The sequence below is a fragment of the Deltaproteobacteria bacterium genome (genome assembly GCA_005879535.1).
Taxonomy (GTDB): domain Bacteria; phylum Myxococcota; class Myxococcia; order Myxococcales; family 40CM-4-68-19; genus 40CM-4-68-19.
Map to the genome: position 1 here is coordinate 22,114 of VBKI01000078.1, position 18,940 is coordinate 41,053.

Below are 18,940 nucleotides of genomic sequence, written 5' to 3' on the forward strand. Positions count from 1 at the left end.
CGGCCTAGGACCGGCAATAGACTGACACAAGCAGTTCGCGAAAGTTTGGAATCGTCCAAAACGCTCGGAGCCCCGCATTGCGAGCAGGGATGAGCGCTTCCGGCGGGTGCGCTCCTGTCGAATTCAAGCCAGCGCCAGCTCGATGTCGCATACGCCGCGCGATGCCAAGCCGACGCGGCCACCCAACTTCCGCAGCAGCGCGCGCATCGGGCGGTTCTCGTCGAGCACCGTCCCGGTGAAGCGGGTGACCTCGCGCTCGAGCGCGGCCTCGCGCAACCGCGACAGCAGCAGCCGGCCCAGCCCCTTGCCTTGAAGAGCGTCGCCGACGACCAGCGCGAGCTCTGCCGCAGCCTCGGCAGCGCTGCTGCGAATGAAGCGCCCGACGGCCACCAGCCGCTGGGACTGCAAGGTGAACGCTGCCAGCGCAAAGTGCGTCTCGCCATCGACATCGGTGAGAAGGCGCAGCTCGTCGGGGCTGAATTCCCCTCGCGGAGCATGGAACCGCAGGTACCGCGTGCGCTCCGAGAGCTGCCGAAGACCCGCCTGCAGGAGCGGCGCATCGGCGGGGCGGATGGGCCGCAGCTCGACGGACGTCCCATCTGTCAGTGTGGCGCGCTCGCAGTAGCTCGCGCTGAACCTGCGCTGCGTCATTACCGCTGCGGCGTTCGTCATGCCCCTAGGATGTCGCGTGCGGCGGGAATCATCCTGCGAAATCGCAGCACGAGGCCTCAGATTTGCGCTTGCTGCAAAAACCGGGACGTCCCGGAGCCGCTCCCGAGGCAAGTGTAATGCCGATGTGCCTCCTGCGTTTGCGTGCGTGACGGTGGGCAAGACGTCAGGCTTGTTCTTCGTAGTCGCTGTCCAGCGCGCGGCCGTGGGCCACGATCGCATCCTTGGTGATCACGAACGCGCGCGTCCGGTGGGCGTCTCCCCTGAACAGGAGATGGATTTCATCCGCGATGAACGGCAGCTCCCGATGAAGACGCTGCAGCCGCCCTTCCTGGCAGTACCGGGCGACGCGCCGTGGCAGCACCGCCACCCCGAGGCCGGCGAGCGCGAAGCTCTTGACCAACTCGAGATCGCCGCAGGGCAAGAGTCGGGAAGGGAGCGCATTCATCGCCGCCAGCTTTTCGATGATCTGCTGGCTCTGGAGAATGCGGCCGGCGAAGACCAGCGGTCCGCGGCGGAGACGCTCCGTCGCGGCCTCGAGATCGTCGGGTGTCGGCGCGCCGTCGGCGAGCACGAACAGATCCACCGCGTCGCGAAAGAGCTTCATCTGCACCAGGTCCGGATGGGGCTCGGGATTCACCACGAGGCCGAAGTGCACCGCGCGCTCGACCGTGCCGCCGCGCACCACGGTCGAGGGGGCATTGGAAAGGCTCAGCTGGATGCGAGGGTTGGCCTCGAGGAATCTCGTCATCCACTGCGGCAGGAAGTAGGCGCCCAACGATTCGTGGCATCCGATCACGAAGTTGCCGACATCGTCGCACTCGAGGCCCTTGATCCGCTGCTCGACCTCGTCGAGCCGCGCGAGCGATTCGTTGGCGAAACGCAGCAATTCGTCGCCGGTGGTGGTCAGCGACACGCCCGTACGCAGCCGGACCAGGAGGCGCGTCCCGAAGCTCTCTTCGAGCTGCTTGATCACCGCCGTCAGTCCCGGCTGGCTGATCTGCAGGACGCGCGCGGCGGCGGAAAGGCTTCCGCACCGTGCCACCGCCTGAAAGTAGCGGAGATGGTCCAGCATCCCGGTCTTCCATACCACCTCTCACAGGATGAGCCGCCTCAGCTCCTCGGGTGGCGCGTTGGCAATCAGCAGCGTGCCGCTGCCATCTTTCAGGACGGCGACGACTCCTTGCCCCACCTCCGACGAGGAGTAGAAGCCGTCGTGGGACAGCGCCTCGCCGACGTCCGGCTGCTGCCGGAGGAGCTCGTTCGGGACCGCGTACTGAACCACGACCATCCCCCGCCAGCGATAGGCAAGGCCGGCGGCGGGAGATCCGGCAAGGGTCGTCTTCCAGGTGCTGAAGAGCTCGACGCCCGGCCCACGGAGAGTGCGGATCGGAAAGTGCAGGCCCTCCGCCACGGCCGCGAGATCCGCCTTGCGGGGAAAGTTACGTGTCATCGCGCGCCGGCAGTCGGCGAGAGCATCGCGGAGCACGGGAATCTCCGTCATCGGTCTGCTGGCTCCGCCGCGGCGGATACGGAGCGCCGTTCCGGCGACGGCAATCGAGGCCAGCGCAGCCATCGCGACAGCTGCCCAGCGCCGGTTCCAGGGGAAAGAGCGTTCCCTCACCTCAGCGGTGCGCTCGCCGATCGCCTCGATGCGCCGGCGCAATCCGACGGAGGCTCGCGGGGTCGGCTCGCGCGCGAGCGCCCGGGAGAGATCCCGTTGCAAGGCCAGCTCGCACCGGCAGCGCCCGCAACTGCGCAAGTGTTCCTCGACTGCGCGCTTCTCCTCGCGGGTCAACTCGCCGTCGGCGAACGGCGCAACCAGCTCCTGGAGCCGCGTATGCTGGAGGGCAGTTTCAGTCACCGGGATGTCCCTGTTGCCTGCCATGAGAGCCCATCGGAGTCCCTGATCCAGGATGTCATGTCCGTCCCGATTTATTCCCCTCGACCCTGCATCGCCAGTCGCCGCTGAGGCTTCTCTTCGTCGCGAGCTCTGAGCAGCCCCGCCAGCAGTTGGCGGCCGCGGCTGATGCGGCTCATGACCGTGCCCATCGGCACCGAGGTGACCTCGGCAATCTCCCGGTACTTCAAACCATGCATGTCATGAAGCGCGACGGCCTCGGCGAGATCTTCAGGGATCGACCGCAGCGCCTCGCGAAGGCTGCCTGCTTCCAGGCGAGCCAGCAGGTGTTCCAGCGGCGACGGCGCATCGCTGGCGACGATCTCCTCGTGGGCCGCTTCCAGCTCGGTGATGAAGAGCAGGTCTTGCCGGCGCGCCACGGTCCGGCGCCGCTCGTTCGCGACCATCCTCAGGATCTTGCAAAGCCAGGGAAAAGCCGCGCCGGTGTCGCGGAGCTGGTCGAATGCGATCCAGGCGCGCGCGTACGTCTCCTGCACGTCATCCTCCGCTTCCTCCCGATCGCCCCGGCGTGACGCCAGGGCGACGAGACGATCGAGATGGGGCAGCGTCGTGGACTGAAAGCATGCGCGCCTCGCTTCTCCCTTCACGTGTCCTCCGGGGGGCTGGAGGATCGATGTGCGAACTGGCCAACTGGGCAATCAGGAATCCGGATGAGACCAATCAGCGAACTTCGTTGCCGCCCTCCGCATGCTGTGGACGCGCTCCAGCCCCCGTCAGCGCGAGCTCGACGCTGACCTCGACTTTCGGCGCGACCGACACGCCGAGATACGAAGGCACCTTGATGTCGAAGTCCCGCATGTCGAGCTGGAACGAGCCACGTACCATGGTGACGCCGCCCGCGCCCAGCTCGGCGCGGTAGTGCACCTTCACCGTCCGCGATTGCCCATGCAACGTCAGCCCGCCTTCCGCCGTGCGCTCCACGGGTTCGCGCTCCCTGGGGAACGTCAGCTGGGAGCGCGATATCCGCAGAGTCGCGGCCGGGTATTTGTCTGCCTCCAGCATCTGGTGCAGGTGCACGTCCCGCAGGCTGATGCCGGTCTCGATCGGTGCGAGCGGCACCTTGAACGTCAGTGCGGAATCGTCCTCCTCGAGCGAGACCTCGGAGCCTTTGCCCTCGATGCGGAGTCCTGCGGGACCGCGCGCGAGGACGGTGACGGAGTTGTTCCCCTTGGTGGAGGAGAGAGCGATTGCTCCTTCCGTCAGCACTGCGAGGACGAGGAAGAATCCGGTGAGCATGTTGCGCGTGTTCATGGCGTGCCCTCGGCGGTGGCGGGATTGGACGGTTCACTGGTCGCCGTGCTGGATTGCGCGGCGTACGCACAGAGGATGAAGCGAGGTAACGCGACTATTCCCGCGGTTGACCGGTCCGCGGAATAGTTCTAGTCGTTCGGTTCATCCTGAGGGTGCGCCGCGCATTCCAGCGCGCAGGGAGGCCGGAGTGAGCGTGTACAAAGGCAAGTGTTTCTGTGGTGCCGTCGAGATCAGCGTCGAGGGCGACCCCGTGGGAGCGGGCTACTGCCACTGCGCGTCGTGCAGAAGCTGGTCGGCCGGCCCCGTCAACGCCTTCACTCTCTGGAAGCCCGACGCAGTGAAAGTCACCAAGGGCCAAGACGCCGTCGGGGTGTTCCACAAGACCGGGCGCAGTTACCGGAAGTGGTGCAGGGTCTGTGGCGGGCATCTCCTGACGGACCATCCGGAGTGGAGCCTGGTCGACGTCTACGCTGCGACCATCCCCGACTTTCCCTTCAAAGCTGGCGTCCACGTGAACTACGCACAGGGCGTCCTCAAGATGAAGGATGGCCTGCCCAAGCTGAAAGACTTCCCTCGGGAGCTCGGGGGCACAGGTGAAGCAGTACCCGAGTAGTCGCGCAGAGGCCGTCAGGGAATGTCGAGGACGACGTTGCCGATGACCGCCCCTCGCTCGACCGCCTCGTGCGCGTCGGCGATGGCGTCGAGCGGGAACCGCTGCGCAACGGCATGGACGATGCGTCCTTGCGCGAGCAACGTGCTCATCTCGTCGAGGACGGCCGCGCGATCGGCTGCGGAGATGTCGTAGATCAGGAACAGCCGCAGCGTCGCGCTATTCACCATCAGCCACTGGCTGGGAATCCGTGCGGTCGCAAGATAGCCGGCAGCAGTTTCGCGTTGGCGGCGAGATCGACTTCGATGACGGCGTCGACTCCGCGCCCATCCGTCAGCTCCCTGATCCGCGCACCCACGTCCTCGGTGCGGTAGTTGATCACGGAATCGGCACCCGCCGCGCGTGCATGGGACGCCTTGGCGTCGCCGCTGACGGTGGCGAGGACGCGCGCGCCGCGCATCCTGGCGAACTGGATCGCGTAGTGGCCGACGGCCCCGGCGCCGCCGCTGACCAGCACGACGCTTTCGCGCTGCACTTGCGCGAGCCGAACGGCCTGCAAGGCGGTCAATGCCGGAATACCGAGGCAGGCACCCGCTGCGTAGTCCGTGTCTTCCGGCAGTGCGACGGCCTGCGCGCCGGGCAGCGCGATGTATTGCGCCGCCGTGCCGAACGCACGCTTCCATTGGCCGTTCCAGATCCAGACGCGCTCGCCGATGCGGCTCGCGGCGACTCCTGGTCCCACGGCGTCGATGTCGCCCGCGCCATCGCTGTGCGGGATTACGAGCGGCGCTGCGAGCTTCCGGCCGCTACCGCCGCGGCGGGACTTCCAGTCCGAGGGATTGACGCCCGACGTGCGCAAACGGACGCGGACTTCGCCAGGCCCCGGCTCCGGTGTCGGCTGCTCACCGACTCTCAGGACCTCCCGGGCCGCTCCTTGATCCGCATAAGACGCTGCGCGCATGATCGCCTCACTCCGCCATCCGATGACGGTGCCGGCAATCGGGATTCGATCATCGGAGAGACTATCGTCGGTCCGACTCTGCCTCGCGGCCTGTTGGCGATCCGTCCACTCGTCCGCACGTTTGCCAGGGAGGGGGGATCCACACGTGCTCGCCGCACGTCGTCTGGAGTTGCTTCGTTCGAATCGATTGCCGAGTCTCGATGGGCTGCGCGCCCTCGCAGCCTTGATGGTGGTCGTCGGTCACGCGGGAAAGGTCCTGCAAGTGGGACGGCACTTGCCCTTCGGGTCCGGTGTGATCGACGTCTGGGGCCCGGTGGGCGTCACCGTGTTCTTCGTCTTGAGCGGATTTCTCATCACGCGTCTGCTCGTGCAGGACCGCCGCGAAAGCGCGACGATCCACCTCCGCGCCTTCTATGTTCGACGCGCTTTCCGCATCCTGCCTGCCTACTGGGTCTACATGGCCGCAATTGCGGTCATGGCACGCGGGCACTTGGTGCTCGCGTCGCCGTCGGGCTTCACGTGCTCCCTCACGTTCACGACCGACTACCTGAACCCGCACTCGTGGGTGATGAATCACTCGTGGTCGCTGAGCGTCGAGGAGCAGTTCTACCTGGTGTGGCCGATCCTGCTGATGGCGGCCGGCGAAAAGCGTGCGCGCCTCGTGGCGCAGTGGCTCATCGTCATCGCGCCTCTTCTGCGAGTCTTCACCTTCTACGCGACGCCAGGGCTCCGCCCGAGCATCACCGCGATGTTTCACCTGCGTGCCGATGCGCTCATGATCGGAAGCTGGGCGGCGCTCGAGAGTCTGCGGCCCGATTCGCGGGTTCTCGCGTTCTTGCGGCGACCCGGTGTCGCCTTGGGCGGCGCGCTCTATTGCCTTCTCCTGGCGGCGGTGGTGCGCCGACTCCAGCTCGTCCAGGTGGCATTCGGCTACACCATTGAGGCTGGCGCCGCGTGCTCGGTGCTCCTCTGGGCGGTAGAAAATCCACGCACGCTCGCGGGCAGGGTGCTCAACTGGGCGCCCCTTGTTCGCCTGGGCGTCGTGTCTTACAGCCTCTATCTGTGGCAGCAGCTCTGGCTCTCACACGAGGTGGTGACTGCCGCTTGGATGGTGCCGCTGCTCATCTGCGGCGCAGTGCTCTGCGCGGAGCTCTCGTACCGGTTCGTGGAGTTGCCCATGCTGCGGTTTCGGCAGAGCTGCGAACCGGGCGTGCCGGTCACGGCTCCGTGAGGCGGTGTCGAGCGAGACTCGTCAGCATCAGGCGAGCCCGATGTGCGCGTGCGCGGACGATTGCTGGCGAGGTGCGCAGGACGAATGCCGCCTCTTCGGACGAAAGCTCCTCCACGTCGCGCAGCACGTAGCAGGCGCGGTCCACCGCGTCTACCCGACCGAGTGCTTCACGAATCCGGTCCGCGAGCGACTCCGTTGTCCGTGAATTCCACTCGACCGGAGTGGCGTGCAGCCGCGCCAACGAGACCTCCACGGCCGCGCGATAAAGCGAGCTGCGGAAAGGCACACCGTCCGGAAACGACTTCGCGGAGAAGATCGTGTGCCGGAACGTCTCTTCCGCTGCTTCCGCCGCGTTGGAGACCAGCATGTTCCGCGCAACGCGATAGACGGCCTTCCAGTGTCGGAGAGCCAGCTCGACGAGCGCCACTCCTTCGCCCCTGCGCGCACGCTCCGCGACGATTTCGTCGGAACTGCGGCGGAGCACCGCGCCCGGCAAGGGCGCGGCATCCGACATGCGGAGGACCTGCTCGCTCATTGCACGCTCGCGAGGAAGTGGCGGTCGATGCGGTAGCCGACGACGGGCGCGGCGGTCATTGCCATCAAGACGAACGTCAACGTGCTCTTCATCTCGCTTTCTCCCTTTCGTTTCCTGGGGGCACTGCTTTCGAAAGCGCCCGTGTGCATGCGGCGCGCCAAGGTGTTGCGCGAGGAGAGCTCGGCCGGTGCTTGACCGCGAGCCCGACAGGTTGTCGCCGGATCCGCCACCGACGGCACGCGTGACGAGCGACGAGCATCGGCACGCGACTTGCTCATCACGGCGGCATGAAGCGCATCCGTCTGATTGTCACGCTCCTGGTCGCTTTCGCCGGATCGGCACTTGGCGAAGAGCCGGACCAGGTTCTCGTCACCTACGAAGCGGCATTGGGGGAACGACGGATCTCCGGCGCGTCGCACTCATTGCATTGGAGCGCGAACCAACTCGCCGCCGATCGCGCGCAGGTACACCTGCGCGTGCCGACTGCTTCCTTCGAATCCGGCCACGCGGGGTTCGACTCGCTCCTGCGCTCTGCCTTGCAATCCGACCGCTATCCCTTCATCGAGGTGGAGGGCGAGGTGCGCGGCGATTGGTTCGAAGGAACGCTCACCATGCACGGCGTTTCCCGGCTGCTCGCCGTCCCCATCGCGATCGCGCGGGCCGGAACGCAGTTCGTCGCGCGTACCTCGTTCGCCATCGATCTCGATCAATTCAGAATTGCGGTCCCGTCGGTCGGGAACCACATCACGGTCGACTTCGTCGCGCGACTCTCGGCCAACCCGCGCGCCGTGATTGCGGGCGGCGCGCTCAGCTCGAACTGAGACCGTACTTCTTCAGCCGGTCCACGAACGAGCTGCGGCTGATCCGGAGCCGCCGCGCAGCCTCCGACTGATTTCCGCCGGTCGCGGCCAGGGCCTGCTCGATCTGCTCGCGCTCGAAAGCGTCGAGCCGCTCCCAGAGAGCCATCTCCTCATTTGACCGGTTCGCCTGAGCGCCAGCCGCCGGGGTGGGGGGCATCGTGCTCAGCGTCTGCGGCCCGATCTCCCCTCCGGAGCTGAGCGCGACGAGCCGCGCCACGGTGTTCTCGAGCTGGCGCACGTTGCCCGGCCACTCCGCCATGCGCAGGACCTCGAGGAGCGCGGGCGAAAGGCGCGCGCCCTCCACCCCGAATCGCTCGGCATAACGTCGTGCGAACTCCATCGCCAGGGCGGGAATGTCCTCGCGATGCTCGTGCAGCGGCGGCACCCGGAGCTCCACCACGGCCAGCCGGTAGTAGAGATCCTCCCGGAAGCGGCCGTCGCGCGCATCGGCCGCCAGATCGCGATTCGTGCAGGCGATGACGCGCACGTCGACGTGCTCGATGCGCCCCGCGCCGACGGGCTGGATCTCTCCTTCCTGCAGCGCGCGAAGAAGCTTGGCCTGGACCGGCGGCGGCAGCTCGCCGACCTCGTCGAGGACCAGCGTTCCCCCGTCGGCCTCCGCAAAGAAGCCGCGGCGCGCTTGCGTCGCGCCGGTGAAGGCCCCGCGCGTATGTCCGAAGAGCTCGGCCTCGGCCAGCTCGCCCGGAATGGCCGCGCAGTTGAAGCGCACCAGCGGTCCTTTCGCGCGCTTGCTCTCCCCGTGGATGAGCGCGGCCACCAGCTCCTTGCCCGTCCCGGTCTCTCCGCGCACCAGCACGGTGATGTCGCGCGGCGCCACGCGCGTGACCGCGTCGATCAAGCGGCGCATCGCCGCGGAGTCGCCGACGATGCTGCGGCCGATGGCCTTCTCCGCCGTCAGCCTGCGGTTCTGGACGCGCAGCGCGCGAGCTTCCAGGGCTCGCTCGATGACCAGCCCCATCTCCTCGATGTCGAACGGCTTGGTGACGTACTCGTAGGCGCCCGTCTTCATCGCGCGCACCGCGATCCGCTCCGAGCCGTGGGCGGTGAGAAGGATCACGGGCAGCGACTCGTCGCGCTCGTGGATGGCCTGCAGGAGCTGCACGCCATCCATCTCCGGCATGGCGTAATCGGTCACCACCGCATCCACGCCCTCGAGCTGCGCCAGCGCCTCCTGCGCCGAGCGCGCCAGGACCGCCTCGTGCCGGCGCTGCTTCGTCAGCGCCTTCAGGGCGAACAGCATCCCCGGCTCGTCGTCAACCAGGAGAAGGCGCGCCAATGCTCCTCCTCTCCTGCTGCAGCGGGAGCGTCCCGACCACGGTGGTGCCGCGTCCCTCCTCGCTCTGGTAGTCGAGCGAACCTCCATGCTGCGTGAAGGCGGCCCGTGCCATCGCCACGCCGAGGCCGGTGCCCTGCTCGCGGGTCGTGAAGAAAGGAGTACCGAGGCGCTCGAGCACTTCGGGCGGCATGCCGCGGCCGGAGTCGCGCACCTCGACCTGCGCCAGCCCGTCACGTTGCACGATCCTGACTTCCACCTTGCCGCCCTTCGCCGTCGCGTCGAGCGCGTTGGCGACGAGGTTGAAGAGCGCCTCGCGGAGCCGGCGCGGATCCGCTTCCACCTGGGCCTCGCCGGCGCGGCGAAGCGCCACGCCCGCGGAGCTGGCCTGCGCACCGAGAATTCCCAGGACTTCGTCGGCAAGCGCGCCGAGCGAGAACCGCTGGCGCCTCAGCTTTTCGAGCGGCCGGGAGAAGGAGAGATACTCCTGGAGGATGCCGTTCATCCGCTCCACTTCGTTCTCGGCGACCTCCAGCCGCTCGCGCGACTCCTCGTCGCAGGCATCGCGCTTCGCGAGCTGCACGAGCGCCTTGATGGCGCCGAGCGGGTTCTTCAGCTCGTGGGAGAGCTGCGCGCTCAGGTGCTCCAGCTCCCTTGCGCGGGCCAGCGCCTCTTCCGCCATCTGCTCGCGGGCGCGGTCGACGCGGCAGTGGCTCTCGTTGAGCGCCTGGGTCATGGCGATCAAGTAAGAGATCTGGAAGAAGGCAACGGAGAAGAGCGCCAGCCCGGCGAGATACGAGAAGTACGGCTCGACAACGCTGGGACCGAACCACCCCGTGGGCAGAAGGATGAGCGACGCCGCTCCGACGACGACGACGCGCATTGCCAACTTCGTTTCGCGCGTCCAGCCGTAAGCGAGAAGCATGCTGGAGAGCGGTCCGAGGGTGGTGATGAGAAGCGGGCTGCGCAATCCGCCGCTCAGGCCGACCATCACGAACTGCGAGGCGAGGCCCACGAGCCAGGCGGTCGTGCTCGGGCCCGTACAGGCGACCGGAGACCCCTGCGCCGCGCGGACCGGGATGACGAGGTGTTTGAAGACGAGGTTCCGCACCAGGTTGCTGAAAAGCAGGACCGCGATGGCCGCGGTCCGCCACTCCGGATACCCGGCCCGCCAGAGCAGGGTCACGAAGAGGAGCGAAACGATGGCGTGAACCACCCACTTCGTCCTCCAATACCAGCCGGACGGGAAGTCGGTCGGGGCGACACCCGCTGTGCTCAGGGGCATCTCCGCTGGACTCGCAAGACCCGGGCCGCCGCTTTGAACCTGCTCACTCATGGGCCCCAGTATGCTCCGGGGCAGGGGCTCTTGCATTCATTGTCGAAACGGCGGTCTGGAGTTGTATGCCGATCCGGCAACGCCGGGTCCCCGCCGCAGGAAACCGGGCTTCGGCACGCCGCGTGAAAGGGCCGCCGCGGCATGCAAGGACGCAGCTTCGGCATCGCGGTCGCGGTCACGCTCTTCTGGTCACTTCCCTCGCCGGCGCTCCAGCCGCTCGACGTGTTCGTCGCCTCCGCACGCGAGCGCAACCCGGACGCGCTGGAGGCGAAAGCGGGCCTTTCGCAGCAGAACGCGCAGTCCGACGTGGTGCTGGGACGCGTCCTGCCGGGAATTTCGGCGCGAGGCGCCTACACCCGGAACCAGTACGGCACGACCGTCGATCTGGGCAGCGGGCCGGTCACGGTGGTGCCCGACCATCAGTGGGACGGCTCCGCCACCGTGACCGTCCCGTTGATCGACGCCGCCGGTTGGGCGCGCGTCGCGGCGGCGAAGACCACGGCCGACGCAGCCGGATTCCAGCTCGCATCGGCGAGGCTGCAAGTCGAGGCGCAGGTCGCACAGAACTATTACCAGCTGATCGCGGACTTCGCGCTCGTCGCCGTTTCCGGGACCGCGCTGGAGGTCTCGAAGGAAAGCCTGCGGCTCGCCCAGAACAGGCTCGCCGCCGGGGTCGCTCCGGCGCTGGAGGTCGATCGCGCGCGCGCCGATGTGGAGCAGCAGACGCAGCAACTGGCCGCCGCGTTGCTGCAACTCTCGCTGGCGGCGCGCGCGCTCGAATCCAACTCCGGCGTGTTCCCGGACTTGTCCGTCCCGGCGCCGCTCGCGGACGATCTGCACAACGAACCCGCGCTCGCCTCGTTCGAAGGCGAGTTGAACCGGTTGCCGGCGGTGGTGGCGGCGAGCGGCAGCACGCGCGCGGCGGAACAGGACGCCGGGGCGCAGCGGTTCGCCCTGCTGCCTTCGGTCGCGGGGACGTTCAGCGAGCGCGGGACCACCGCTCCTGGCTTCACCGGCCACGACTGGACCTGGCAGGCGGCGATCAATTTCGCCTGGTCGTTCGATCTCACCAGCATCGCCAGCATCCGCAGCCAGGACGCGGGCGCCGACGTCGCCCGTGCCCGCGAGCTGCGGGTGAGGCTCGCCGCGCGCGACGCCATCCACCGGCAGTGGGAGACCGTGGCAGCGTCCATCGCCCGCAGCCGATCCGCGCGGGCCGGCCGGGTTGCCGCGGCGCATGCGGCGCAGCAGGCCCACGACCGCTACCAGGTCGGGACCATCACGCAGCTCGATCTGTTGCAGGCGCAGCGCGACGCCTTTGCCGCTGAAGTCGCGCGCATCCAGGCGGATGCCGATCTGGTCAATGCCCGGGCGCAGCTCCGCCTCGCCGCGGGAAAGAGTCTTCTCGAGAGGAACGAGGGAGTCCAATGAAGAAAGCATTCACGTTGCTGCTCGCCGTTGTCGGTTGCGCAAAGGTCGCCGCTGCTCCGTCGACGGAGCGGCCGGCGGCGCTCGTCTCGGTCGCCGCCGCCGAAGCGCGCGACGTGCCCGTCTACCTGGAGGAGATCGGCAAATCGGTCGCGCGCGAGACGGTCTCCATCCAGCCGCAGGTGTCCGGCCCGGTCACGCAGATCCATTTCGCCGACGGCGCGACGGTGAAGAAGGGCGCAATGCTCTTCACCATCGACCCCCGCCCTTTCCGTGCGCAGCTCGATTCCGCGCGGGCAACCCTCGAGCAGGCGCGCGCCAATCTGGACCTGGCGGAGATCGAGTTCGCCCGCGTCGAGCAGCTGATCCGGACCCAGGCGATCTCCCAGCAGGACTACGACGCGAGACGCAGCGCGGTCGCGGTAGCCCGGGCGCAGGTCGGGCTCGCCGAGGCGGCGGTCACCACCGCGAAGTTGAACCTCGAGCACTGCTTCATCCGCTCTCCCCTCGACGGGCGCGTGGGGCAACGGCAGGTGGACGTCGGCAACCTGGTCGGGCCGACGACGGCGCTGCTGATCGTCGAGCGGCTCGATCCCATCTACGCCGACTTCACCATCCCCGAGAACGCGCTGACTTCGGTGCAACGGAGCATGGCCTCGGAGGCTGCCACCGTCGAGGCGCGGCTGCCCGATGAGCCCGACGGCGCGCGGGTGGGCAAGCTGACCTTCCTCGACAACGCCGTCCAGGATGGAAGCGGAACGGTGAAGCTGCGGGCCACGCTGGCCAATGCCGATCGGCATTTCTGGCCGGGTCAGTTCGTCAAAGTGCGCCTGGTGCTGCAGACGAAGAAGGACGCCGTGGTGGTGCCGGCCACCGCGCCGCAGACTTCGGCCAAGGGCCAGTTCGTCTACGTCCTCAAGGGCGACTCGACGGCGGAGATGCGGCCCGTGAAAGTGGGACAGCGGCAAGGCGAACTCGTCGCCGTCATCGAAGGCCTGACGCCTGGCGAGCGCGTGATCACCGCCGGACAGCTCGCGGTCACGCCCGGCGGGAAGGTGCGCGTCGAGGAAGCGCAGGCGTCGAACGACCGGAGCAAGCCATGACCATCTCCGAGCCATTCATCCGCCGTCCGGTGATGACGGCCGTGCTCACGCTCGCCGCAATTCTCGCGGGCGTGGCCTGCTACTTCCAGTTGCCGGTGAATGACCTGCCCGCGGTCGACTACCCGGTCATCCAGGTCGACGCCGACTACCCGGGGGCCAGTCCCGAGACGATGGCGGCCAACGTCGCCACGCCGCTCGAGCGGCAGTTCATGCAGATCAACGGGCTCTCACTGGTCACCAGCTCGAGCAGTCAGGGCCACACGACGCTGACGCTGCAGTTCGACCTGGACAAGACACTCGACGGCGCGGCGACGGACGTGCAGGCGGCGATCAACCAGGCCGCCGGCGCGCTCCCGGTCGATCTGCCCTCGCCACCGACGTTTTCCAAGACCAACCCGAACGATCAGCCGCTCCAGTACATCGCCGTGACCAGCGATTCGGTCACTCCGGGGCAGCTCTATGACTACGCCAGCACCCAGGTGGGCCAGCGGCTCAGCATCCTCCCGGGAGTGAGTCGCGTGCAGATCTTCGGGAGCAAGGCCGCGGTGCGCATCAAGGGCGATCCCTCGGCAATGGCGGCGCGCGGAATCTCCGTCGACGATCTGGCGAGCGCGATCAAGGGGGGCACGAGCACCGTCGGCGCCGGCCAGTTCGACGCTCCGTCCGGCACGCTGTTGCTCTCGCCCCATGGCCAGCTGGAGAGGGCCGAGTCCTACGACGACCTGATCGTCGGCACGCGCAATGGCGCTCCCGTGCACTTGCGCGACGTGGCGAAATCGAGCGACTCGGTCCAGGACGAGCGGGTCCGGATCGCGTTCTGGGTCAAGGGCCATCCGGTGCCCGGCAGCGCGGTGGTGGTGGCGTTGCTCCGCCAGGCCGGTGCGAACGCGGTGGCCGTGGCGAAGAGCGTCCGCGACGTGCTGCCGTCGATCAACCAGGAACTGCCCGGGTCTGTGCGCGTCGATCTGATCTATGACCGGTCGGCCAGCATCGTGAACAGTGTCAAGGACGTGCGCGACACGCTGGTGATCGCGTTCGTGCTGGTGGTGCTCGTCATCTTCCTTTTCCTTGGCCGCACGACCGACACGCTGATCCCCGCGGTGGCCATGCCGCTCTCGCTGTTGCTGACGTTCGTGGCGATGCGGCTGCTCGGCTACAGCCTGGACAACCTCTCGCTGATGGCGCTCACGCTCGCCATCGGCTTCCTCGTCGACGATGCCATCGTCTTCCTGGAGAACACCGTGCGGCGCATGGAGCACGGCGAGAACGCGCTGCAGGCAAGCCTCGCCAGCGCGAAGGAAATCAGCTTCACCATCCTCTCGATGACCCTCTCGCTCGCCGCCGTGTTCATTCCCCTGGTCTTCATGCCGGGGCTGATCGGGCGCATCTTCCGCGAGTTCGCCATCACCATCGTGGTGGCGATCTTCGCCTCGGGCATCGTCTCGCTGACGCTCACGCCTTTGATGACGGCGCGGATGCTCAAGGAGCGCGACGGACAGAAGACGTGGATGGAGCGCATCTCATCCGCCATCGAGCGGCGGGTTCTCGGTCTCTACGGCCGATCCCTGACCTGGTTCTTGCGGCGGCGTTGGGTCTCCGCGGCCATCTGGGCCGTGTGCCTCGCCGGCACCATCGGTCTGTTCATCGTCGTTCCCAAGGCGTTCTTGCCGGTGGGAGACAGCGGCGTCGTGAACGGAGTCTTCATCGCGCAGGAGGGGTCCTCTCCGCAGCAGATGCACGCGCTCCAGGATCGCGTCAATCAGGCGTTGTACGCGGATCCGAGCCTGCTGATGGCGGTCGACGCCACCGGGTTCACCGGCCTCCTCCCTTCCAACATGGGAATCATCTACGCCTTCCTCAAGCCGGGGGAGCAACGGCCACCCATCGACGCCATGGCGGGCGAGATGATGGGCCGCCTCGGTGCCATCCCCGGCGTCTTTCCCTTGTTGCGCCCGTTCCCCGTGCTGCAGATCAGCACCGGCGCTACCAACCAGAACCAGGGTCAGTACGCATTCGCGATCTCCGGCACCGATGCCGGGCAGGTCTATCAGGCCTCCGACGCCCTGATGGGCAAGCTGCGCGCGTTTCCGGGGTTCGCCAGCCTCTCGTCCGACGCCTTCCGTCGCACGCCCCGCCTGGAGATCGACGTGCTGCGCGAGCAGGCCAAGGCGTACGGCGTCTCTGAGGCGCGCATCCTGGCGCTGCTGCGCAACGCCTACTCGCAGAGCTACCTCTACCTGATCAAGCAGCCCACCGATCAGTACCAGGTCATCCTCGAGGTCCAGGACACCGAACGCGCCAGCGCCGACGATCTCGGGCTCCTCTACATCAAGTCAGATGACGGCAAGAGGATGGTTCCGCTGCGCTCGCTGGTGCACTGGCGCACCACTCTCGGCCCGCAGGCGGTGAACCATCTGAACCAGTTCACCAGCGTCACGACCTTCTTCAACCTCAAACCGGGAGTGGCGGTGGGCGATGCCACATCCTTCATCGAAAAGGCGGCCGCGGAGGTGGTGCCGGGCACCCTGCGCGCCGGCCTGCAAGGCGAAGCGTTGACCTTCCGGGACACGGTGCGCGACCTCACCATCCTCATGCTGGTGGCCGTGTTCGTCATGTACGTGGTGCTCGCGGTGCTGTACGAGAGCTATCTGCACCCGCTCACGGTGCTCTCCAGCCTGCCCGTGGCGCTCGCCGGCGGCCTGCTCACCCTCTGGCTCTTCCGCGAGCAGGCCACGCTCTACGCGTACGTCGGCATGTTCATGCTGATGGGCATCGTGAAGAAGAACGGCATCATGATCGTGGACTTCGCGCTGCAACGGATCGGGCGAGGGGCGACGGCAGAGGATGCGATTCACGAGGCGAGCCTGGATCGGTTCCGGCCGATCATCATGACCACGGTGGCCGCGGTTATCGGCGCGTTGCCCATCGCGCTCGGCTACGGAGCCGACGGCGCTTCGCGGCGCGCACTCGGCCTCGTAGTGGTCGGCGGGCTGGTGGTGTCGCAGTTCATCACCCTCTACGTGACTCCAGTCATCTATCTGTACCTGGAGGAGCTCCAGGAGAAGGTGCTCGACCGCGTGCGCTTCTTCCGGCGCCATCCGGTGACCCTCGAGCCCGCGCCCTGACCGCGGCCTTTACCGCAAGAGGAGGTAGGCCGCTGCGGCCAGCACCGCGGCAAGCGGCAACGTGGTCACCCAGGCGAGGACGATGGCGGAGATGGTGTGCAGCCGCGCCGTGCCTCGAGCAAGGCCCGCGCCGGCGAGGGCGCCGACCGTGACGTGCGTGGCCGATACGGGAAGGGCGGCGATCGACGCGGCGATGACGAGGGCCGCGGTGACGACGGAAGCGGCCAGTCCCTCCTCCAGATCCAATTCCGCGATGCGATCCGACATGGTGTGCGCTACCCGGCGCGAGAAGAGGATTCCGCCGATGACCATCGCAAAGGCAACGGCGGTCATCGAAGGCGCGACGGCGAGCACGGCGCCCGTGACGAGCAGCCCGACGATCTTCGGCGTGTCGTTCAGCGCTCGCGCGAGGCAGACGGCGCCCGAGGTCAAATAGAACAGGCCTGCGATGAGTGGACGGGCGGGCAGCGTCAGGATGCGGCCAGCGAATCGGGTTTCGCAGCGCGACACCTCGTCCAGCGTGAGAGCGCGTCCACTGGCGAGGGCCAGTCTACCGTCCCGGAGGACCACCGGCTGGTCGACCGATTCGACGCAGAGGCAAAGCTGCTTCTCGACGCCGACCGCAGCCAGCAGACGGCGCACCGCCGGATACACCACCAGCGTCGCGGCGCAGGAGAGCACCGGGGAGAGAAGGAGCGGCACGACGAACTTCGCCACCAACGCGCTCCAGACCAGTTGCCTCGCGCCCACCTTGACCAGGCCGGCGCCGACGAGCGCGCCGAGGAGCGCATGGGTCGTCGAGACGGGGATTCCCAGCCTGGTCGCGGCCAGCACCGTGGCGGCCGCTCCGAGGGCAATCGCAAGAAGGTACCCGCCGGTCACGTCAGCCCCCGCCGGCAGCAGACCGCCGCCGCCGAATGCCTTGACCAGACGCTGATCGAATTGCACCGCCACGACGAGGGCTGCCAGCGAGCCGATCAGCGCGGCCAGGTTGGCGAAGCGCAACGCCGGGCGCGCCTCGGCCATCCTGCTTCCGATCAGCGCTCCGACGCCCTTGGCGTTGTCGTTCGCGCCGTTCGCCAGCGCGACGAGAAGAACCGCGAGGACCAGGACCCAGGCCATGGCGCCGCTCCCTCCTGACGTAATACACGACCGCGCCGATGTGCTGCGATGGCGGCCCTTGCTCCGGCTTCACGGACCGCGTCAGCAATGATACTGGTGCTGTCTTCCGCGGGGGAACGATGAGCATCCGCGAGCAGATCCGGCAGGCGCTTTCGCTCTCGGCCTCCGACGCGCGTCAGCTGCACGCCCGGCACGTGAATCCCACGTTCATCGAGGCGCTCGAGCTGTTTGGGTTCGGGCGGGACTTCGTCAAGGCCGAGGGCCTGTCGCTGTGGGACCACGAAGGCCACGAGGTGCTCGACTTTCTCGCCGGGTACGGGGCGGTGTCGCTCGGGCACAATCACCCCGACGTGCGCGCCGCGATCGAAGAGGTGCTGCAGGCGCGGGCGCCACATTTCCTGCTCGTGTCGCCGCAGCGGCTTGCGGCGGCGCTGGCGAAGCGCCTGGCCGTCGTCGCGCCGGGCGATCTCGATCTTTGCACCTTCGGCTCCAGCGGCTCCGAGGCCGTCGAGAGCGCCCTCAAGCTGGCCCGTGCGGCGACGCGCCGGCCGCGCTTCGTCTCCGCGGACCGCAGCTACCACGGGACGACCCTCGGTGCTCTCGCCGTGACGGGGAGCGTCCGCCACCGCGCGCCCTTCGAGCCGCTCCTCGACGGTTGCGTCCGCGTGCCCTTCGGCGATCCCTTCGCGCTCGAGCGGGAGCTGAAGCGCCGCGACGTCGCCGCGGTCGTGCTCGAGCCGATGCAGGGCGAAGGCGGTATGCGTCCTGCGCCGCACGGATACCTCGCCGAGGCCGCGCGGCTCTGCCGGCGTTACGGTTCACTCCTTGTCCTCGACGAAATCCAGACCGGGCTCGGTCGTTGCGGGTATCTCTTCCTCTGCGAGGAGCAGAACGTCGAACCGGACGTGCTCCTCCTGGCAAAGGGACTCTCCGGCGGGCTGGCGCCCATCTCGGTGATGATCACGCGAGGGCGCCTCTGGGAGCGCGCCTACGGGACGCTGCAGAGATACGACCTGCACTGCACCACCTTCGGCGGCGGGCCGGTCGCGTGCGCGGCCGGCCTTGCCACCCTCGAGGTGATCGAGCGCGACCGACTGGTCCATGCCGCGGCTGCGGCGGGTGAGTACCTGCGCGAGCGGCTCCGCGCAGCCACCGCCGGACATCCGCTCGTGCGCGAGGTGCGCGGCCGTGGATTGCTTTGGGGCATCGAGCTCGACGCTCCCGGAGGCGGGATGGGAGCGGATCTGGCGGGGCAGTGGGTCGTCATCGGCCTGCTCGAGCGCGGGATGCTGACGCAGGTGTGCGCCGACGCGACCGGTGTCGTGCGCGTCCAGCCGCCGCTCACGGTGACGCGCGAGGCGATCGACCGGTTCGCCGAGGCGCTGCGCGCCACGCTCGCCGATCATGCTGCAGGTCGCTGGAGCACTGTGGCCGCCGCGGCCTCGCGGGCGGTGAAAACCAGTCTCGCGCGGGCCTTCGCCTGAGGGAAACAAT

16 protein-coding genes and 1 pseudogene are annotated in these 18,940 nt (G+C 67.9%); 7 read left to right on the forward strand and 10 right to left on the reverse strand.

Going from position 1 to position 18,940, the window contains the following annotated elements:
- Positions 1–123 precede the first annotated feature (123 nt).
- The 5 genes from E6J58_17975 to E6J58_17995 are packed head-to-tail and all read right to left on the reverse strand — an operon-like array spanning position 124 to position 3,841.
- The gene (locus tag E6J58_17975; protein ID TMB34642.1) at positions 124–891 is read right to left on the reverse strand and encodes a GNAT family N-acetyltransferase; all 768 of its coding nucleotides are present in this window, start codon (positions 889–891) and stop codon (positions 124–126) included.
- The gene (locus E6J58_17980; GenBank protein TMB34643.1) at positions 836–1,762 is read right to left on the reverse strand and encodes a LysR family transcriptional regulator; all 927 of its coding nucleotides are present in this window, start codon (positions 1,760–1,762) and stop codon (positions 836–838) included. The genes E6J58_17975 and E6J58_17980 overlap by 56 nt, the downstream gene beginning before the upstream one ends.
- Before the next feature lie 3 nt (positions 1,763–1,765).
- A complete protein-coding gene (locus E6J58_17985) occupies positions 1,766–2,557 on the reverse strand; it encodes a zf-HC2 domain-containing protein (GenBank protein TMB34644.1) in 792 nt (263 codons plus the stop codon).
- A 47-nt stretch (positions 2,558–2,604) separates the two neighbouring features.
- Positions 2,605–3,228: a sigma-70 family RNA polymerase sigma factor gene (locus E6J58_17990; GenBank protein TMB34645.1), complete on the reverse strand. Its 624-nt coding sequence runs from the start codon at positions 3,226–3,228 to the stop codon at positions 2,605–2,607.
- A 22-nt stretch (positions 3,229–3,250) separates the two neighbouring features.
- Positions 3,251–3,841, reverse strand: coding sequence for a YceI family protein (locus E6J58_17995; protein TMB34646.1), 591 nt, complete (start codon positions 3,839–3,841; stop codon positions 3,251–3,253).
- Positions 3,842–4,028: 187 nt separating this feature from the next.
- On the opposite strand from E6J58_17995, the gene E6J58_18000 reads away from it, so the two are divergent.
- Positions 4,029–4,454 carry a GFA family protein gene (locus E6J58_18000; protein TMB34647.1) on the forward strand — a complete coding sequence of 142 codons (426 nt, stop codon included), beginning with the start codon at positions 4,029–4,031 and terminating at the stop codon, positions 4,452–4,454.
- A gap of 14 nt (positions 4,455–4,468) precedes the next feature.
- Here E6J58_18000 and E6J58_18005 read toward each other — a convergent pair.
- Positions 4,469–5,412, reverse strand: a pseudogene (locus E6J58_18005) (NADPH:quinone reductase).
- Here E6J58_18005 and E6J58_18010 point away from each other — a divergent pair.
- Positions 5,411–6,643 carry an acyltransferase gene (locus E6J58_18010; protein ID TMB34648.1) on the forward strand — a complete coding sequence of 411 codons (1,233 nt, stop codon included), beginning with the start codon at positions 5,411–5,413 and terminating at the stop codon, positions 6,641–6,643. The pseudogene E6J58_18005 and the gene E6J58_18010 overlap by 2 nt on opposite strands.
- Here E6J58_18010 and E6J58_18015 read toward each other — a convergent pair.
- Positions 6,630–7,178, reverse strand: coding sequence for a hypothetical protein (locus E6J58_18015; GenBank protein TMB34649.1), 549 nt, complete (start codon positions 7,176–7,178; stop codon positions 6,630–6,632). The two genes, E6J58_18010 and E6J58_18015, sit on opposite strands and share 14 nt — an antisense overlap.
- A gap of 287 nt (positions 7,179–7,465) precedes the next feature.
- Between E6J58_18015 and E6J58_18020 the strand changes: the two genes are divergently transcribed.
- Positions 7,466–7,999, forward strand: coding sequence for a YceI family protein (locus tag E6J58_18020; GenBank protein ID TMB34650.1), 534 nt, complete (start codon positions 7,466–7,468; stop codon positions 7,997–7,999).
- Here E6J58_18020 and E6J58_18025 read toward each other — a convergent pair.
- Both E6J58_18025 and E6J58_18030 read right to left on the reverse strand, forming a co-directional pair.
- Positions 7,986–9,335 carry a sigma-54-dependent Fis family transcriptional regulator gene (locus E6J58_18025; protein ID TMB34651.1) on the reverse strand — a complete coding sequence of 450 codons (1,350 nt, stop codon included), beginning with the start codon at positions 9,333–9,335 and terminating at the stop codon, positions 7,986–7,988. The genes E6J58_18020 and E6J58_18025 overlap by 14 nt on opposite strands.
- Positions 9,313–10,014 (reverse strand): HAMP domain-containing histidine kinase, encoded by a 702-nt coding sequence (locus tag E6J58_18030; protein ID TMB34701.1) that lies wholly within the window; start codon positions 10,012–10,014, stop codon positions 9,313–9,315. Before E6J58_18030 ends, E6J58_18025 begins: the two co-directional genes overlap by 23 nt.
- A 795-nt stretch (positions 10,015–10,809) precedes the next feature.
- Between E6J58_18030 and E6J58_18035 the strand changes: the two genes are divergently transcribed.
- Genes E6J58_18035 through E6J58_18045 form a run of 3 tightly spaced genes read left to right on the forward strand, consistent with a single transcriptional unit; the run spans position 10,810 to position 16,324 of the window.
- Entirely contained in the window at positions 10,810–12,099 is a 1,290-nt protein-coding gene (locus E6J58_18035) for a TolC family protein (protein TMB34652.1), read from the forward strand.
- Positions 12,096–13,199 carry an efflux RND transporter periplasmic adaptor subunit gene (locus tag E6J58_18040; protein ID TMB34653.1) on the forward strand — a complete coding sequence of 368 codons (1,104 nt, stop codon included), beginning with the start codon at positions 12,096–12,098 and terminating at the stop codon, positions 13,197–13,199. Before E6J58_18035 ends, E6J58_18040 begins: the two co-directional genes overlap by 4 nt.
- Positions 13,196–16,324 carry an efflux RND transporter permease subunit gene (locus E6J58_18045; GenBank protein ID TMB34654.1) on the forward strand — a complete coding sequence of 1,043 codons (3,129 nt, stop codon included), beginning with the start codon at positions 13,196–13,198 and terminating at the stop codon, positions 16,322–16,324. The genes E6J58_18040 and E6J58_18045 overlap by 4 nt, the downstream gene beginning before the upstream one ends.
- Before the next feature lie 9 nt (positions 16,325–16,333).
- On the opposite strand, the gene E6J58_18050 is transcribed toward E6J58_18045, so the two are convergent.
- The gene (locus E6J58_18050; GenBank protein ID TMB34655.1) at positions 16,334–17,446 is read right to left on the reverse strand and encodes an inorganic phosphate transporter; all 1,113 of its coding nucleotides are present in this window, start codon (positions 17,444–17,446) and stop codon (positions 16,334–16,336) included.
- A 38-nt stretch (positions 17,447–17,484) separates the two neighbouring features.
- On the opposite strand from E6J58_18050, the gene E6J58_18055 reads away from it, so the two are divergent.
- Positions 17,485–18,930, forward strand: a complete 1,446-nt coding sequence (locus E6J58_18055; GenBank protein TMB34656.1) for an aspartate aminotransferase family protein — start codon at positions 17,485–17,487, stop codon at positions 18,928–18,930.
- The last annotated feature ends 10 nt before the right edge of the window (positions 18,931–18,940 follow it).